The sequence below is a fragment of the Ruegeria sp. C11 genome, from assembly GCF_056537725.1.
In genome coordinates, this window is sequence record NZ_JBQFSB010000009.1 from 189,464 (window position 1) to 207,474 (window position 18,011).

Genomic DNA, 18,011 nt, shown 5'->3' on the forward strand with positions numbered 1-18,011 from the left:
AAATGCTAGCCTTGCTGTAGGTCCGGGGAAGACTCCGGTATCCCGGTCTTAACCTAATGCCGCCGCCTTTAGCGAAGACCTCAGTCTCCAGTCCCTTTCGGTCGGTGGGATTAGTCTTTGAAACTCAGGCAATTTTTCCCATATCCCTTCGCGGTAATCTTTCGGGGAAACGCCGTAGTGTTCCATGAACGCTCGGGAAAATACCGGGCGAGTAGAGAAACCTGTTTTATAGGCAACATCACCAATATTGCAGTTGGCATCGGCCCTTAGCAGGCCCGCGGCTTTTTCCAATCGTATCAATCGAATAAGGCTCTGAGGTGTGTCCGTTTGCTGGCAAATCTGGTACAATTTGGAACGTGATATTCCGACTGCCTTGGCAATCACTTCCGGTGTCAGGTCACGACGATGGAAGTTCTGATGGATAAAATCTACAACCGTGAAAAGGACGGTTTCATCCCGGATTTCGCGCGTTTCGAGTTCCTGTATCAACTGATGTCTGAACGCGTCGACAGTGAGGCGATAGAGCGTTTCAGAAAGCGTTTCGATTTCGCGATCGTCCGCGTGATTCAATTCGCTGAATACGCCGGTAATTGCAGTTTTGAGAATTCTGGTGACCGGGCTGTCTCGCAACACCATGCCGTGTAGCTGCGAGATTCCAGGAATCTCTTCCTGAACCTTTTTCCGATGCAGATTCAACGAGTAAGACGTCGCCCCTTTATGCTGGTAGGAAAACGGTCGCTCGGTGTCGAGCGAAAGCAGGTCCCCCGTCCTGGTATGCGCCGAACCTTCCGAAAGCGGCGTCGACAGATCTTCTCCTTTGAATTGAAAGTGTACTCCAAAGGAGTTCAGTTCCGCGCGCGCCATGCCACGCTCCGATCTGTGGAAGACGCACGGCGTCAAGGTTTGGTATGTGTAAATCAAGAGTTTCGGAGTTGTTTTGGTTTCGCCAGTGAGGCTAAACGGGTCATCAACAGGTCCGGGGCGATCAACTTCATAACCCGCCAAGTCGAACAGTTCCTCACGAAACAACGCGTATTGCTGCTTTTCGGGCAGCATGTTGGTGTCAAATCTGTCGGAGATTAACGTGTTTTGCTCTACCATAAGTAACCTTAGACGACAGTACCTTTATCACTTTGAGTTCCGCACATACTCAATTCCTCAAGTTGGACACAATAGTGCAGAGAAGGCGCACAGAGGATGTCGAATTCACAGGTTGGGCTCCTTTATGTCATCGGTGCAAGCCCAGTATCCAAACTTGTGAAGTGAGATTGACTATCGAGTATGGCCGGGGTCACTCTTCGTCTCAGTTGCATACGCTACGGTGCAACTGAAACGAAGCGAACTTTGGCCGGAAACCTATTCCAGCAGTCCTTTTTCCTGGTAGTACTTCAGCGCACCCGGATGGATTGGCGCTGAAAGACCGGCGGTTACCATCTCCTCTTTAGTCAGATTGGTGAAGGCCGGGTGAAAGGTGCGAAAATCATCGAAATTCTCGAAGATGGCCGATACCAAAGCATAGACCGCCGCATCAGATACGTTGGCCGACGTTACAAGTGTTGCGCCGACCCCAAATGTCTCGACGTCGTTATCGGTGCCGCGATACATGCCGCCGGGGATTGTGGCCGAGCGGTAATAGGCGTTGTTGTCGATCAAACCGGTCACAGCCTCACCGGTCACTGGCACCAGCTTGGCGTTGCACGTGGTGGCGGCCTCGGTCAGATTACCCGAGGGGTGGCCGGCCGTGATAATGAACGCGTCGATCTGGTTGTCGCACAAAGCACTGGATTGCTCCGCTGATTTCAACTCGGCGGCGAGGGCGAACGTGTCTTTGGTCCAGCCTTTGGCGTCCATAAGCACTTCCATGGTGCCACGCTGGCCAGAGCCGGGATTGCCGATGTTAACCCGCTTGCCTACCAGATCGTCAAAATGCTGGATCCCCGAGTCTTCGCGAACCATCACGTTGAACGGTTCGGCGTGAACAGAAAACACAGCACGCAGGTCTTCGAATGGTCCGGCTTCTTCGAACTTAGAGGTGCCGTTGAGCGCGTGGAATTGCCAGTCGGACTGTGCAACGCCAAATTCCAATTCACCTTCGCGGATGGTGTTGATGTTATAAACCGAACCGCCGGTGGATTCGACCGTGCATCGCACGCCGGTTTCCTTGCGGTTCTTGTTCATCAGACGGCAGATCGATCCACCGGTGGGATAGTATACACCGGTCACGCCACCTGTGCCGATCGTGACAAACTCTTCCGCCTGCGCTGCAACACCTCCGAGCGAAAGTGCCATAGCTGAGGCCAGGATCAGGTTCTTCCTCATAATTTTCTCCCTTTCTCTTCTTTATTTTGTTTGGTTATGTGTGCGGTGATTTTGCACCCGGTTCTAAGCGAGTGATCCGATCACTTCCTGATATCCAAACAGAGCTGGCAGACCTCCGGTATGCAGCATGACGACCTTTTGGCCCTTGCAGATGATCCCCTCGTCCAACAGCCTCAGCAGCCCGGCAAATGTCTTTGCCGAATAGACCGGATCCAAAAAGATACCTTCGGTACGTGCCATGAGGGTCAGGGCATCAAGTGTTTCTTGCCCGACTTGTCCATATCCGGGTGCGAGCACGTCATCCCAGACTTTGATATCGTTCATGACGATCGCCGGGTCGAAGTCCATCAAGGCCGCCAACTTTCCCAGGACTTTTTGCATGCGCGCGTTCTGCTGTTCCTGATCGCGACGGACACAGATTCCATGAACGGGCGCGCGCACTCCGGACAGCCGTAGACCTGTCAGAAACCCACCATGGGTTGAGCCGCTGCCAGAAGGTACGACTGCTGCATCAAAATCGCTTATTTGCGCGCTCAGTTCCGCACCACCCTGCACATAGCCCAATGCCCCCAAGGGCGGATGGTCGATGCCAAGGTGGATGACATAGGGCCGGTGGCCGGCGGCAACCAGCTGAGCCGCCCTTTCATGCAAGGCATTGTCCGCGCCGACTTCATCTTCGCCCACCGGAAAATGCATATGTTCAGCGCCCAGGATTTTGGCCAGCAGGACATTGCCTGATTGGTAGTATTGCTCTCCCATCCCCGGCACCCGCTCTTCCAGTTGCAGAACGGATTTCATCCCAAGACGTGACGCAGCCGCGGCCGCTGTGCGCACAAAATTCGACTGTACTGCTCCGGTAATCAGAACAGTATCAGCCCGCTGCTGTAACGCTTCGCCGAAATAGAACTCCAACTGACGAGTCTTGTTGCCACCAAAGCTAAGCCCAGTCAGGTCGTCCCGCTTAATCCAAAGGTCTATATCCAGGCGGTCTGACAAGCGATCCAGCCTTTCGACCGGCGTGACTTCGGTCATCAAACGAGCGCGCGGGAATTCAGACAATTTCTGGTCGATATTCATCTGTTCAGTCATCACTTGTCATCCAACCAGATAGGCGCGGCGGAACAGGGCCGCGCACGCGAGGATCGAGATTATTCGAATGGCGTGGGTTATAGCCTGCTGTGGCAGCAGTGGGCCGATCAGGTGCCCCAACAGGCTGCCCGCAATAGTGGCCGCGACAAACGGCCAAAGCCACGGAGCGCTGGCAAAGGCCGACCAGTCTGACAGGCAGTGCAACGCAAAGGCAGAACCATATGCGACCAGTGCCACAGGCTGTACCAACCTACGAGCTTCATGCGGGGTGCGACCCAATGCCAGAAAGCCCAAAATCATCAAAGGACCGGGGGTCGCGGCCCATACCGTAGCAAGTCCAGACAGGCCCGAAATTGCCTGAAATCCCGGTAGGCCAACCCTGTTTTCCTGCGGCAACAACGAAGTGGCAACTCCGACAAGTAAAAGGACGCCTGTCAGGGCCAGCACCATGCGTTCTGACAGATAGGGGTAAATCAGGAGACCGAGAGCTATTCCCGTTAAGCACCCAATTATCGCATTGCGGATCAGGGCATTGTTCTTCAACCACACCCGCCTATTCGACGCGACAAGCGATACGAGCGTGTTCAACATGAGCAAAACCGGAACAGCCGTGGCCGTCCCCAGCAACACCATCATCACGGGCGCTACCACGATGCTGAATCCAATTCCGACGCCAACCTGAATCGCTGCACCTGTTATAATGGCAAGCAGCAAGATCAGTAGGTCAGCGGGCACGTTTCGATCCATTGTTTCGCAGTTCATGCACGGAACGGTAACGTTAGATACCCTTAATGAAAAATCATCTTATTGCATTTATTGATACACTATTGTTATCAATACATATGCGTATAACTGCCCGACAAATTGAGCTTTTCCAGATGGCCTATCGACACCGGTCCACGCGAAAGGCAGCAGATGCACTGCACATATCTCAGCCTGCAATAAGCCGAGTGGTCGCCGAGTTAGAGACAGAAATGGGCGTGCTGCTGTTTGATCGATCAGGACGTAAGTTCGAGCCAACCTCTGCGGCACACAGTTTGCAGAGGGCGGTTCAAAAACACTATCAGGGTTTGGAACGTATCCAGGAAGCAGCGATCCAAATCGCCTCTGGCACAGGAGGGCATTTGCGTGTGGCAACAGTCCCGGCGGTGGCCGATACCCGCGTTGCGACTGCGGCCGGCAAACTCATGGCGGAACTTTCCGCCCTAAGGGTGGATGTCGATGTTCTGGATGAGAAGGCAGGGATGGCCGCATTGCGCGAAGGACGGGTGGATTGCGCAATTGTATCGTCTGACCCCGGCGATCCAAATCTGGCGTGCACTCGACTGGCCGACCTACAACCCGTGGTGATTGTTCCCCGCGATGACCCGCTGGCTGATGCGCGTAAAGTCTCGCCTGCCAAACTCGCGGAGGCGCCCCAAATCATGCTGACACCGCGCAGCCCGTTCCGCCGTGCAGTGGAGACAATGTTCGATAGCTGTGAAGTTTCGTTTCAGGTCAGAGCCGAAGTCCAGACACAATCCGCTTTGGTGCGCATGGTGGCCCAAGGTGCAGGCCGCGCGATCGTCGACAATGATATATTGGGCGCATCACAAGCAGACCAGGTATCAGCTGTGCCTTTGACTTACGACCTCAACTGGCCGGTCCGATTGATCACATTTTCCGCATCAAATGACATTCCCGGTTTGCAGAGATTTACGAATGAACTGAAAGAGCACCAAAGTCAGGCCCATTAGATTCAAGACTATCACTGTTACCGTTGGCTGATGAGCGAGCGATTGCGCGTGCGTTTTTATTCGAATAGCTGAAATAGAGTAGGGACTAGTAGGCAGCAACTCTGACCCTAGCTGTAACCACCAGACCTCTACGCGCGGCTTGCAAAACTGGACAGACACGGTGCTCAAAGCCGCCCGACAAAGACTAGTAACTGAATATGGTATTCCGTAAAAATTCGCTGGTTTCCGACAATGCAACGAGCTGTGATGGATCGAAGTGGGGTAATCGACTAAACTGGAGTCGTTTCAACCGTCCGAGAGGCATCAATGGCTCAAGATGTCGGTGTATGGCTCGAAAAACTAGGCCTTGGCGAATATGCAGAGGCCTTCGCCACGAACAAAATCAACTTCAAACATCTTCCTGATCTCAGTGAGGATGACTTGGCAGAACTTGGGGTCAGCCCACTGGGTGACCGTAAGCTGCTGGTACGTGCGATATCTGCTCTTGCCGGTGATGGGTTTCAGCAAGCTGTACCAGATAGGCATCACGCCCAAGTCAGCCCTACGCAGAGTCCCGATGCTGAACACCGGCAACTAACAGTTCTCTTCTGCGATCTCGTTGGATCAACGGCACTTTCACAACGGTTGGATCCGGAAGATTTGCGTGAACTTATGCAGCACTACCAAGTCACTGTGGCCGAGGTAGTGATGCACTTCCAAGGGCACGTCGCCAAGTTCCTGGGCGACGGCGTCTTAGCCTATTTTGGTTGGCCCCGTGCACACGAGAATCAAGCTGAAAGCGCTGTTCGAACAGGCCTGGCATTGGCACAGGCGGTGAGAGTTTTGAAAAAGGACGTGAAACAAAACCTTTCGGTCAGAGTTGGAATTGCCACAGGGCATGTCGTGATAGGTGACATCGTTGGAGAGACGGCGTCTGAGAGGGGTGCTGTAGCCGGGGAAACTCCTATCCTTGCTGCCCGCTTGATGACTCTGGCGCTGCCTAATCAGGTTGTAACTGACACTGCCACGCGCAAATTGGTAGGAGGCGCGCTAAAATTTGAAGACCTTGGCGTTCAACAGCTAAAGGGCTTTGAACAACCAGTATCGACTTGGCGAGTGGCCGGAGAGCCAAATCCGAATACACGGTTCAAGCTAGCCCATTCCGGGCAACTGACCCCATTTGTCGGGCGCGAGGATGAGATTGAGTTGTTGTGGCAGGCTTGGCAGCAAAGCCAAGAAAATGTGGGGCAAGTTGTCCTGATTTGCGGTGAGCCTGGCATTGGAAAATCCCGATTGTTAGAAGCCTTGCACGGCAAACTCGGTGAGACAGACTGCACCTGCATTACACTTAGCTGTTCGCCGTATCACACTAACAGTGCGCTTTACCCTCTTATTATTCATCTGGAGCAGCTTTTACGTTTACGTGGAGAGGACGAGCCCTCGGATAAACTCCGCAAACTGGAGGACGCACTTCGGGGGACCAACTTGCCGCTTAATGATGTGGTGCCCTTGATAGCCTCATTGCTGTCAATTCCGTTACCTGATGAAAAATATCCGCCGTCGTCGTTGACGGCGCAAAAGCAAAAGCACCAGACCATGGATGCCATTGTCGCTTGGTTATTGGATGAAGCTCGGCAGCGGCCCGTCTTGTTGACCTGGGAAGACTTGCATTGGGCAGACCCTTCAACATTAGAAATACTAGCGTCTCAGATCAGACAATCGCGGAACGCTCCAATACTAAATGTCCTGACCTGCCGTCCAGAATTTCGACCACCGTGGCAGAGCGATATCCAGATAACAACAGTCAAGCTTGGTCGCTTGAATAGGCCAGAGGCACAAACTCTGATCAGGCAGCAAGCCAAAGGGCAAGACCTGTCTCAAATGGCAGTCGATCATATTGTTGGCAAGACTGATGGCATACCACTTTATATTGAAGAATTGACCAAGGTGATGCTTGATTCCAGCCTTTTGGTCGAGCGAAACATAGGTTGTGAACTGCCCCACCCTATTTCGAGTGCAACGATCCCCACGTCGCTGCAAGATTCCTTGATGGCAAGGTTGGATCAGTCGCCTAAAGCGCGACAAGTAGCACAAGTGGCCGCTGTACTTGGTCGAGAGTTCGATTTCCAAACATTGCAGGCTGTTTCTTCATTTGAAGAAACAGCCCTAAGGTGGGCGTTGGTACAGTTGGTAGACGCCGAACTTCTAAATCAAAGGGGGCAACATCCTCACACCAGGTACTCCTTTAAGCATGCGCTCATTCGAGACACAGCTTATGGCAGCTTGCTGAAGGCAAAGCGGCGGCCGGTACATCAACGGGCAGCTGAAATGATAGAGACGATGCATCCTGAGATTACCGGGAAAAGGCCAGAAATGGTGGCCTACCACTTTATGGAGGCTGGCAGCCACGAAAAAGCTATTGAGTATTGGTTGAAAGCTGGAGAGCTGGCAATTGCCCGTTCGGCAAATATGGAGGCCATTGCACATCTGAAAACAGGCTTGAAGCTGGTGCCCGCAATCCGACAACCGACCAACAGAATCGAGACTGAGTTGGAGTTGCAGTCAAAACTTGCCGTTCCTTTGACTTTCGTGAAAGGGTGGTCGTCCCCGGATGTGCGGCAGGCTTACCAAAGGGCCCGTAAGCTTTGTAATCGCCTTGGCCGAACCGAAGATTTATTCCCAATATTAAGAGGGTATTGGAATTACCATCTTACCAGAGGAGAGCATAAGCAAGCTTTGCATCTTGCAAGAAGACTGAGTTCTCTTGTGACGTCGGCAAGTAGCGCGCATCAGCGCGCATTAAGTAACAGAGCGCTTGGAACCAGCCTGTTTTTTGTGGGCGAGTCTGAGAAAGCAAGAGAGTATCTGCAATCCGGCATAGATATTGATGACGCACTTTCGAAACACATGCGCCACGTGGAAGTTGCCATTCACGGAGATAGCGCGGGCGTTGTATGCAGGCTTTATGCTGCATGGAATTATTGGCTGATCGGTTACCCTGATACCGCTCTAAAACTGGCAAATGAAGGGCTTGAGCTTGGTCAGGATCTATCATTCAGCCACTGTATTGGATGGGCCTTGTGTTTTAAGGCCGTAGCTCTGCTTTATCGCAGGGAATTCGTTGCGGCGTTGTCTGTGTCCAAAGAGGCGATCGCCCATGCAGCGGAGCACGATTTAGCGCCATGGCTTGCCATTGGAACCATGTGCTGTGGCCGCGCCCTGACTGGGCTCGGCAGGATTGACGAAGGGGTTGAACTGCTGCTGGACGGGCATGCAAAATGGCACAAAACCGGAGCCCGTCTTGGTGATACACAATGGCTTGGCTTTTTAGCTGCTAGCGGTATCGAAACGCATGATTTGGATAGCGCGTGGTCTGCTTTGAGAAAAGCCAACGCAGCGAGCGATGCGAACCGAGAGCGGTTCTATTTTGCTGAACTGGCAAGGCTGGAAGGCGTCCTGTTAGCTGAAGCCGGAGATGAATCAGCAGCGGAAAAACAATTCAAACTCGCAATTCGGAGGGCGCGCGCGCAACTGGCACGGTCGCTTGAGCTGCGTGCTTCTACCAGCCTTGCAGCCCTTTGGAAAAGTCAGGGAAGTGTTACACGTTCAATAGAACTGCTGACGCCTGTTTATGACTGGTTCTCAGAGGGCTTCAACACTCCTGACCTTAACGATGCCAAGGAACTTCTTGAAAGTTTCAGGTAGCGAACGGCCGCAATGAAGGGTGGTTTGCCGTAATAGGTTTATGCGGTTGAAAAATAGTCTTGGGCCAATGACCCAACTTTGCAAAGTTTACTTTCGACACTTTGCTGCGGCTCTTTCCCAGCGCAATATGCCAGCCGTGTTGGCACCGCTTATGTCGAAACGATTTCTAGATTCAAACAGAGAGCTCCGGGAATTTTCGGCAGAACCCAGAAAGCTGCCTCGGCTTCATCGGGATCACGTCAATCCGCCTTTGGCTTCGCCATTTGTCAACACAACCTAGGCGAAGAGATTAAACTTGCGCACTGGTGAAAATACTGTGAAACATGCACGCTAGAGTTTATTTAAACTCCAATTTTTTTTGACAGGTTGACAGCAAAAGAACATGACCGAAGGTTTCAATTTTTTATTTTTGAATGTTTTGGAGCCGGGAAACCTAACTTTCTACGCTGCAATCCTGTCGGCAATTGTTCTGTTCTACTGGTTGACCCCATCACAAGGCAGGCAGGTTTACCTTGCAATCATATCGACCCTAATTCTGCTAACTTTGGATTGGGTTTCCTACTTGGTTCTGCTTGCGATTGGTCTGCTGACTTTTGCACTTACCAAAATCAACCATCGATCCACACCTGTGCTTTTGTTGGGGCTTGCACTCCTCATCCTTCCATTCGCTGCACACGAGACTGCCCGAGTGATCTTCCGGACCAGTGATCACTATGACTTAGTTTTCATGACTGGCATGGCGTTTTATTCGTTACGGTTGATCCACTATTGGTTTGAGCACTTCAAAGGGCAGCTCCCTAAACACAGCTTCGTAAACTACTACAGCTACCTGTTTTTCTTCCCAATCATCATTGTAGGGCCAATTTATCGGTTTGAAGACTACATGAAGTCCACGCGCCGCCAGCGGTTTGACACCAAGAATATCAGGGCTGGAATTGATCGGATTGCGCTGGGTGGCTTTCAGGTGGTCGTCGTGAGCGACATAGTAATAAGCCAGTACTTTGACGCTTGGATCTTGAATAACACAGATGATGCTTCTCTGACGCGGTTTTACTTTGAAAGCATCGAGTTCGGTTTGAACGTCTATTACCAGTTTGCAGGGTATTCGAACCTTGCAATCGGTGTCGGTCTACTTATCGGCTACAAGATTTGCGAGAACTTCAATTTCCCACTGTTTCGGCCAAACATCGTTGAGTTTTGGAAGAACTGGCACATGAGCCTTACAGGTTGGGTTCGAAGCTATATCTATTTGCCAATAGTTTCGTACACCAATGCCCCCCGACTGGCGTTGTTGTTGTCAATGTCCACAATCGGGGTTTGGCACGGTTTTACAATCAATGCGGTTATGTGGGGGCTTTATAATGGTATCGGGATCAATCTTTATCATTACTTCAAGGAAACCCGCATCAGGTCATTCCTCGTCAACGGCAATCCAATCATTGCCAAAGCTTGGTGGGTGTTTTCATCCCTGTTTACGTTCAACTACGTGATGATCGGCGTGTCGTTCCTTCGCTGACCCCAGAGAGGTCAGCTCGAGTTTTCTCACAACGCGTTCAGTTCACAAGTAGCCTCAGTTCTTGATGTAAGGCGAGGCCAGACGGTTCAGTGGCCTCTTGTCGAATGCATCAAGCCATAGACGAAATAGCAGACGGCGTTTTTCGGGATCTTCGTCGTCTTCAAATTCAGTTCTGTCATGCAGCAGAACGTAGTTATTCATGAACAGAATTTCGCCCGGCTTCATGTTGAACCGCAAACAGAACCGAGGGTCTTTGGTCAGTGCCTCAAAGGTGTTGAGTGCGTGTTCTTCGGCAGGAGTCGCATCACGTTCCAAGCCACCAAATGCCATGTCGATGTGAGCTCTGAGGTAGCTGAGGCTTAAATACCCTTCTGCCATAGTGAAGATCGGATATTTCTCTTCAGTGACCAATGGACTGCCAGGTTTTCTGAGGCCGAAGACCGGGTAGTGGAACCCGTTGCAAAGCGTTTCCAATACGTCGGGTTCATTCTCCAGAAGATAATTGTATATCGCCGGTCCGCTTGTGCAGCCGCTAAGCCCACCTTTCTTGGCCTGAACGATACTCATCATGGCAAGGATATCCGTAGTATCCGTATGCATGGAAAGCTCGGATCGTTTTTGGTAGCCGCGAGAGTGCCTGTTTTTGCCACTTTCATCCCGAACATAACCCAACCTGTCGCCGGCGACGCTCTGAGGTTGCGCTATGCCAAAATGGGAGCCAAATCCCCAATAAAGAAGTGCGCAATCTTCGGTTGTCAGGTCCTGTATCGGAAGACCACGCAAAAGGAACAGTCCACGGCCTTCATGCAGATCCCAAATCCACTGTTCAAGAGACTCTTCTATACCACTGAGTGGAAAATCTTCGCGCGTAATGTCCTCCACCTTTTTGCCCGAGCGACGCGCATGATCCAGTGCATTGAGCAGTGCATCTACCTGCTGCTCGCTCAAGTAACATGCAATGTCATCTTCTGTCCGGATCGTGGTTGTGTCCCACGCGCTCGGATGATCATAGGCTTCGGCAATTGGTAGAGCGTGTGACATTGTAATTCACCTTGTTGGAATGGTTTTTCTTGTGAATGGGATCATTTCTGCTGCGCAACGGCCTGTAGAAAAGGAGTCCCAGCCGGAGCGTCCTGCTGTTGCTTTCTTTCCCAAAGTTGTTCGACGCGATAGACGGGCAGATACTCCATGTAGTCCAGCACCGGCTTGCTGTTGTCATAGAAATAGGCCGTGCTGACGAGCATTCCGATCGTTGCCGACGTCAAGAGCAGCTTTCTGGCTTTGGTGCGCATTCTTTTCACCCGGCCAACTTTGCTTCGATCAATTCAACCGCGTCGGAGATCGTATGAATTTTCAAGACGTCAATGGGCTCAATGGTGATATCGAATTTGGCACCAAGTGCTTCGACAAACATGACATGACCAAGCGAGTCCCAACCCAGGGTGTTGGAATAGTTGCTGGACGCTTCCAGCTTGCTGCTTTCGATCATGAATGTTTCAGCGGCGACGGCGATGACCTGATCCTCAAGGGACGAGCTGTCAGCCCCTTTGTTGTTTTCAAGCTCGTGGTCAATCAAGGACCTCAGCTGATTGCGATCCGCCTTGCCGCGTTCGGACATTGGGATTTCGTCGACAAAGACCACTCTGGCAGGGATTTTGATGGGTGAAATGCGTTCGCTCAGGTGTGAGACAAGCATAGCCGCATCTAGGCTTTCGTCTTCTCGCACCACGCAACTGACGGCAATTTCGCCCATAAGGCTGTCTTCGACGCCGAATGTACATGTATCCACAACAAGCGGGTGCAGCCGGATATTATCGTCGACCTCTTCCGGGTAGACGTTGTTGCCGCCAACAATAATAACGTCCTTGATACGGCCAGCGATAAAGATGTTTCCGTCGCCATCATGTCGGGCCAGGTCACCGGTCCTGAACCACCCGTCGGCAAGGCTTTTGTCGGTCTCGTCGCTGCTGTGTAAATAGTCATGCATGACCGTGGGGCCAGAAACGACAAGCTCTCCGATTTCTCCCGGCTCTACTTCGTCGCCGTCGTCATTCAGAATTTTCCACTGTGACCCCAGGATTTTTCCAACACTGTTTGTGTCCCGATGATCTAACCCAGGACCAGTGAAGGTCAGGTTGTTGGCTTCGGACAAACCGTAGGAATTCACGACTTCCTTTCCGGTCTTCTCCTCAAAGGTATCCCACAGCTTTTTAGGAAGCATTGCCGACATTGACAGGAAGAATTTGAAATCTTCTGTATCAAATGTCTCTTTCAGGTTGTCTCCATAGCGCAGCAACAACTGCATCATCGCGGGCGATAGGAAGAAGTGTGAAACCCGTTTGCTGTAAATCGTATCCAATATGTCGGGTATGCTCTGGTTCGAGAATTTTCGCACTGGGCGTACAAGGGTGGAGCCATTCATGTATGACAGCAGCGCACCACTTGCTGCTGCACCAAGCGATGTGAAGGGGATCAGACTTAGCATCACTGAATCCTTGGTTAAACCAAGTTGAGTGCCCATTATTTTGGCTTGTTCAATCACCGCCGCGTATGTGAGCCTGACGACTTTCGGCGTACCGGTGCTGCCTGAAGTAAACACCAGCATTGAAAAATCCGACAACTCCGGCTCATCTGAAGGTGCACCAAGAGGAGAGAGATTGCTGACGATTGCAGGATAAGTGTCAGCGTCCACATCACCCGTCTTGGATGTGGAAAACAAAGAACGAAAACGCTCGCGAGTTGATGTTTTCCGCTTGGTCACACCCAAGGCCAGCATCAGGTCTGCCCCATCAAGAACCGATTGCGACTTCCAACGATCGAGTATTTCATTCGTACAAACGACAGCTTGCGGTTTTATGTGCTGCACCAAAGCCTGTGCTTCAACGCTGGTGTTTTCAGGCGTCAGGATCGAGGTCACAAGCCCGTAGCGGAATGCAGCTAGGAAGAATACCACGAGATCCGCGTCATTCTCGACGCACAAAACGATCACGTCGCCCTTCTTCAATCCGCTATTTTCGAAAAGCCGCATGACCAAGCCGACTTCTTCGGTCACTTCTTTATAAGAAAGCGAATCCGGTGCGATGAGAAACGGCTTTTTCGCCTTGGCATCGACGATGCCGAACAGGTTTTTGATTTCGGTATTTGTGTCGTGAATGTTCATTGCGTTAACCCGATTTTCTTATTTAGATTTTGAGGCTCAAAAAATATTCGCCTCCGTTTTACTGATCCAATCACTATCGGTTGCCAAAAATCCTCAAGGCTTGCCGAGCACGTGAGGCGCATTCTGGCAGGCACCCTTCAGGGCACCAATTTCTGTATTTCCTGGAGTCTTACCTTCCCTCGATCGTTGAGCGGAATTCTGTCGACAAACACGATTTTCCGCGGGATTTTGTGCATCGATAGCCTTTCTCTCAGAAAGCTGCTGATTGTGGGCGCCGTAAGATCCGTTGAGACCGGCACAATACAGGCGGCAACAAGCTCTCCCCATTCAGGATGAGATTTCCCAAAGGTGTAAGCGTCTGCGACATCGGGATGACTTAGAATTAAATTGTTTATTTCATTAGGAAATATGGTGTGGCCGCCGCTGATTATACTTTCCACGCTTCGCCCGACATAGACCAGATTTTCGCCCGACAGATAGGCAAGATCGCCTGTCTTGACCCAACCATCGACCAGTACGCATTCAGTCAATTCAGGGGCGTTCAGATAGGCGGTCATCCGTGTCTCAGAGCGAATCCAAAGTTCACCCGTTTCACCAGGCGAAACTTCATCTCCGGATTCTCCAACGACTTTACATTCGGCATCCAAAAGGCTGCCAATGGTGCCAATTCGCTCGTCAGCTATGTTCCGCGAGGTGAAAGTCACATTGTTGACTTCGCTTGATCCGAAGGTGTTGATTACGACCTTCCCTGTTTGCGTTTCGATCTGTTGCCAGAGATCATCTGATATCGGTGCAGCTGTTGTGACGAAAAACCTGAAATCAGGAACAGCGAATGCTCTTTCAAATGCTTCTTTGTCACGAAACAGGCACGAGATCAGACTTGGAACAAAGATAAAATGGCTGACTGGGTTTACCACGATCCGCGAAAGCAGTTGTCGGCTTTTACTTAAATCAAACTTTTGAAACGGTCTGACCAGAGTCCCACCATGAAGCAGCGCCAGTAATATGCCATTCACGACCGACCCGATCTGGCTTAGCCGAAAGAGATTCAGAATCCGGCTACCGGGGCCAAAGTCGAGTCCAGCGCCCATATTCATGCTTTGCGTGAGTATGGCTTTGTAAGAAAGAACAACCCCTTTGGGGTTGCCGGTCGTTCCCGAGGTAAGAACGATCATCAAAGGGTCTTCGAACGATCGGTTCGCCGGTTCAAATCTATTTGTCGCGCCTAATTCGTGCGACAAAGTATGAAAAAGGTGGTCGTCAATTGTAATGAGAGACTGGTGCCGATCAGTTCCCTCCTCCAAGAACGCCCAATTTGATCGGCATTTTGGACTCAACAGCAGGTGATCAGGTTTCAGAAGTTCGAGTGTTTTTTGACATTCCGGAATGGGCGCATCCGGATCAATCATACACAATTCCAGGCCGAACCACATGCTGGACACGAAAGCAACAACCGAACAGACGTCATCTTCGAGAGCAATCGCGATGCGGTCGCCCGGCAAAAGGCCTTGTCGTTTAAAGAAGGCACAAAGCAGGTCACATTTGCGGAAAAGGTCACCATAGGTCAGGCTTTCAATCTCGCCTTCAAAGAAAGTTTGGTGGTCAACGATATTGTTTCTAAGTTCACTTAAAAAAGCACGGGTGTTACTCTTAACGAATTGATTTGAAACCATGATTTCATCTATTCCAGCAACAAAGTTTTTCTACTTCAACGTGAGCGTACGGATTGCAATAAATTCCGTCAATGACATTGAATGACCAACTGGGACATCCGTGCAATCGGAATCAAAAGAGCCTGTGGTGGTTCCGATGCAGATTCGAGCCTGTTGTCAGACTTCTTTCTTGTGGATGAGGCGGCTCATTCCGGACTTTCATTACATCGTCTCTCTGCTGCGGCGCGACCCGCCGGACCTGTCATACATTGCGCGCAAAAAATCAGCCGACGAACAAATTCAAAGATCACGCAATGAATGCGGTCATCTAGGATCTTGACCTCAAGGTCTGGTTTCTGATCATTTTGGGTGTTTGCCCAAAATGCGTACTTATGGCGCGCGAAAAACTAGATAAAGATTCAAAACCGCAACTTATGGCTACGTCCGTTATTGATTGCGAAGAATTGACCAGCAGTTGATGTGCCACCTCCAGCCGACATTTGCGGTAGTAGGCTGATGGGGTCAGCCCATAAAAGTCGAAACATCGGCGCCGAAGCCGTTTTGGCGACAGCTGCAGGCGTGAACATATGTCTTCGATCGACAGTGGAGATGGTATGTTGTCCGCCATTAGCTGATGCATCTGCATGAGCAGCGGATCGGATGTGCTGGTTGCACGTTGAGGCGTGTCCCCGCTTCGTGGCATGCCGTGGATCATTCCGGTCGCCACGGCCAATGCCAGATCTTCATTTATGTCGCGCGATATCCAAGCCAAAAGGGCGTCACCGGTGGCGGTGCCACCCGCAGCGGTCAACCGATTTCTGTCCAAGCAAAAAATACGATCCACAACATCAACGTATGGCCAACGTTCTCGAAATTCAGTCTCAGCTTCATAATGAAGCACCGCCTGACGGTCATTCAACAAACCAAGCTCAGCCAGAATGACCGTACCCGTATCAACACCTGAAATGACGCAGTTTGTCGTCGCGGCCCGCGCGGTATAGGCCCGCACTCGTGGCGTTAAATGCACCAGAGGTTGATATCCGGCACATAGCAGAACCAAATCGGCTCTGGGTTTGTTCAACCACTCGATTGTATCAGGGGCGACCAACGCTCCGTTTGACGCCTGGACTGCCGCGTTTGTTGCTGTGCGGGTTTGCCATCGGACAATTTCTTTCCCGGCACATTTGTTTGCGAGGCGCAGTGTTTCCGTGGCCAATACATAGGCCAGCATCTGAAACTCCGGGAATAGCACAATGGAAACATTCAGCATTCAGGGAATTTCTCGCACAAAATAGGGCACTTCAAGACAAAAATACACGCTGTTCTCCTGTAGTCTTTTCGGAAACAGAGGAGACGCCAATGAACATCATGACCCCTACACCCAGCGGACAACGGCCGGCCAATTGCAGTGATGACGAATGGGACGCACGTTGTGAACTTGCGGTCATTTACAACGCCCTCGTAAAATATCGCCTGACGGATTTGACCAACCAGTGGCACGCGATCCGGGTTCCAGGTGAGGATGCTCTTCTGACGCACCATTATGGTTGGATGCACGAAGAGGTCACGGCATCAAACCTGATCAAGGTCGGTTTTGATCGCGCGAACCACAACCCTGAAAACGGCGAACCAAACCCATCCGCCACCGAGATTGGCAAACTGTTTTTTGAAGCTAACCCAGACATGAACTGCATCATGCATATTCACACCAAAGCAATTATGGGGGTGTCCGCTCAAAAAGAAGGTTTGCAACCGCTAAGCCAGGCCTACTTGATGATCGGTGGTGGGGATGTGCTGGGCTATACCGACTACGAGTTCGAATGCACTGATGATTTTCTGACCGGCCTGCTGAATGCGGGTACCGGCAAAAAGGCGATCATCGAGGCCTGGCACGGCGCTTTTGTGTTTGGTTCAACAGCCGGAGAGACGTTCTTCCGGTCGTTCTACCTGGATCAAGCCTGCGCGGTTCAGTTGGAGGTGCAAAAGTCTGCAGCTGGCGGGGCCACTATTCGGGAAATTCCTGAACGGGAAATCCAGCGCCACCTATCTGACATGGCTGTCAGCGACTGGTACGGCTACGAAGGTGAGTTGGAGTGGTTGGCTGTTCGTCGCCGACTGGATGTAGAGATGCCGCACTATTCGTCCTGAGAATTGACAGCTGTAACACCCAAAAAAGCTGCGTGTTCAGTTCCCCGGAATGCCTGGAATGAGAGGTTTTGGGCATTTAGCTGACGCGCAGTATGGGTACTTTGGGCTCAATGCCGACCACGAAGGCAATTTGGCCCGTCAAGCCAAGCATTTGCTGAAAACGCAGGATCTCCTGCTTGCAGGGGATAGATGCGATAGTGAGTTAGGTATGGTGTGGGTGCGTTTGATAACTTTTCCAGCTCGGTCCTTCCGTCCAAAGAACACATAAGGGATTTGCGTCCCGTCGATGGTGTTTTCAACCGGCTGATCCTTATTAGCAAAAACCCAACGCCGCATACCCAGTCACGACCGCTCACAAGCCAGACATCATCACAGCCTTGTCTGGTGTCAGCGCCATTGGGACAGTTTAGTTAGATTTGATAAGTGAGGGATTACTAACCTTCTCAGAATTTAGATGCCAGAACTAAAAAACACCTCGTTCATCTGAGGAAAAGGCCCGCCATTTGGCGGGCCTTGCAGGATTTTTCGTCGAAAAATCTCTGTTCCAACTTAACCGAGTTTTTCGGTGAGTTCCGGGACTGCTGCGAATAGGTCTGCGACCAGTCCGAAGTCTGCGACCTGAAAGATCGGCGCTTCTTCGTCCTTGTTGATCGCCACGATGACCTTGGAGTCCTTCATGCCTGCCAGGTGCTGGATCGCGCCCGAGA

14 protein-coding genes and 1 pseudogene are annotated in these 18,011 nt (G+C 51.4%); 5 read left to right on the forward strand and 10 right to left on the reverse strand.

The window, feature by feature from the left end; translation table 11 throughout:
* Positions 1 to 48: 48 nt before the first annotated feature.
* From ACR0NA_RS16825 to ACR0NA_RS16840, 4 genes are all read right to left on the reverse strand, one after another.
* Positions 49 to 1,056, reverse strand: coding sequence for a helix-turn-helix transcriptional regulator (locus ACR0NA_RS16825; RefSeq protein WP_480730844.1), 1,008 nt, complete (start codon positions 1,054 to 1,056; stop codon positions 49 to 51).
* A gap of 300 nt (positions 1,057 to 1,356) precedes the next feature.
* Positions 1,357 to 2,319: a TAXI family TRAP transporter solute-binding subunit gene (locus ACR0NA_RS16830; protein WP_480730846.1), complete on the reverse strand. Its 963-nt coding sequence runs from the start codon at positions 2,317 to 2,319 to the stop codon at positions 1,357 to 1,359.
* Positions 2,320 to 2,382: 63 nt separating this feature from the next.
* A complete protein-coding gene (locus ACR0NA_RS16835; protein ID WP_480730848.1) occupies positions 2,383 to 3,408 on the reverse strand; it encodes a D-cysteine desulfhydrase family protein in 1,026 nt (341 codons plus the stop codon).
* Between the two features lie 6 nt (positions 3,409 to 3,414).
* On the reverse strand, positions 3,415 to 4,155 hold the full coding sequence (locus ACR0NA_RS16840) for a TSUP family transporter (RefSeq protein ID WP_480730850.1): 741 nt from the start codon (positions 4,153 to 4,155) through the stop codon (positions 3,415 to 3,417).
* Positions 4,156 to 4,199: 44 nt separating this feature from the next.
* Between ACR0NA_RS16840 and ACR0NA_RS16845 the strand changes: the two genes are divergently transcribed.
* The 3 genes from ACR0NA_RS16845 (at position 4,200) to ACR0NA_RS16855 (ending at position 10,344) form a co-directional block, all read left to right on the forward strand.
* On the forward strand, positions 4,200 to 5,144 hold the full coding sequence (locus ACR0NA_RS16845) for a LysR family transcriptional regulator (RefSeq protein WP_480730852.1): 945 nt from the start codon (positions 4,200 to 4,202) through the stop codon (positions 5,142 to 5,144).
* A gap of 306 nt (positions 5,145 to 5,450) precedes the next feature.
* Complete coding sequence (locus ACR0NA_RS16850) at positions 5,451 to 8,828, forward strand: AAA family ATPase (protein ID WP_480730854.1); 3,378 nt, start codon at positions 5,451 to 5,453, stop codon at positions 8,826 to 8,828.
* A gap of 382 nt (positions 8,829 to 9,210) precedes the next feature.
* Positions 9,211 to 10,344, forward strand: coding sequence for an MBOAT family O-acyltransferase (locus ACR0NA_RS16855; RefSeq protein WP_480730856.1), 1,134 nt, complete (start codon positions 9,211 to 9,213; stop codon positions 10,342 to 10,344).
* A 54-nt stretch (positions 10,345 to 10,398) separates the two neighbouring features.
* Here the strand turns inward: ACR0NA_RS16855 and ACR0NA_RS16860 are convergent, their stop codons facing one another.
* The 4 genes from ACR0NA_RS16860 to ACR0NA_RS16875 form a co-directional block, all read right to left on the reverse strand.
* Positions 10,399 to 11,292, reverse strand: a complete 894-nt coding sequence (locus ACR0NA_RS16860) for a TauD/TfdA family dioxygenase (RefSeq protein ID WP_480730858.1) — start codon at positions 11,290 to 11,292, stop codon at positions 10,399 to 10,401.
* Positions 11,293 to 11,426: 134 nt separating this feature from the next.
* Positions 11,427 to 11,636, reverse strand: a complete 210-nt coding sequence (locus ACR0NA_RS16865; RefSeq protein ID WP_480730860.1) for a hypothetical protein — start codon at positions 11,634 to 11,636, stop codon at positions 11,427 to 11,429.
* A 5-nt stretch (positions 11,637 to 11,641) separates the two neighbouring features.
* A complete protein-coding gene (locus ACR0NA_RS16870; protein WP_480730862.1) occupies positions 11,642 to 13,504 on the reverse strand; it encodes an AMP-binding protein in 1,863 nt (620 codons plus the stop codon).
* A 137-nt stretch (positions 13,505 to 13,641) separates the two neighbouring features.
* On the reverse strand, positions 13,642 to 15,177 hold the full coding sequence (locus ACR0NA_RS16875; RefSeq protein ID WP_480730864.1) for a class I adenylate-forming enzyme family protein: 1,536 nt from the start codon (positions 15,175 to 15,177) through the stop codon (positions 13,642 to 13,644).
* A gap of 81 nt (positions 15,178 to 15,258) precedes the next feature.
* Between ACR0NA_RS16875 and ACR0NA_RS16880 the strand changes: the two genes are divergently transcribed.
* Positions 15,259 to 15,474, forward strand: a complete 216-nt coding sequence (locus ACR0NA_RS16880) for a hypothetical protein (RefSeq protein ID WP_480730866.1) — start codon at positions 15,259 to 15,261, stop codon at positions 15,472 to 15,474.
* A gap of 10 nt (positions 15,475 to 15,484) precedes the next feature.
* On the opposite strand, the gene ACR0NA_RS16885 is transcribed toward ACR0NA_RS16880, so the two are convergent.
* Complete coding sequence (locus tag ACR0NA_RS16885; protein WP_480730868.1) at positions 15,485 to 16,426, reverse strand: GlxA family transcriptional regulator; 942 nt, start codon at positions 16,424 to 16,426, stop codon at positions 15,485 to 15,487.
* 89 nt (positions 16,427 to 16,515) lie between these two features.
* Between ACR0NA_RS16885 and ACR0NA_RS16890 the strand changes: the two genes are divergently transcribed.
* Positions 16,516 to 17,304 (forward strand): class II aldolase/adducin family protein, encoded by a 789-nt coding sequence (locus ACR0NA_RS16890; RefSeq protein ID WP_480730871.1) that lies wholly within the window; start codon positions 16,516 to 16,518, stop codon positions 17,302 to 17,304.
* A gap of 549 nt (positions 17,305 to 17,853) precedes the next feature.
* Here ACR0NA_RS16890 and ACR0NA_RS16895 read toward each other — a convergent pair.
* Positions 17,854 to 18,011 (reverse strand): annotated as a pseudogene (locus ACR0NA_RS16895) (electron transfer flavoprotein subunit alpha/FixB family protein); the annotation flags it as partial.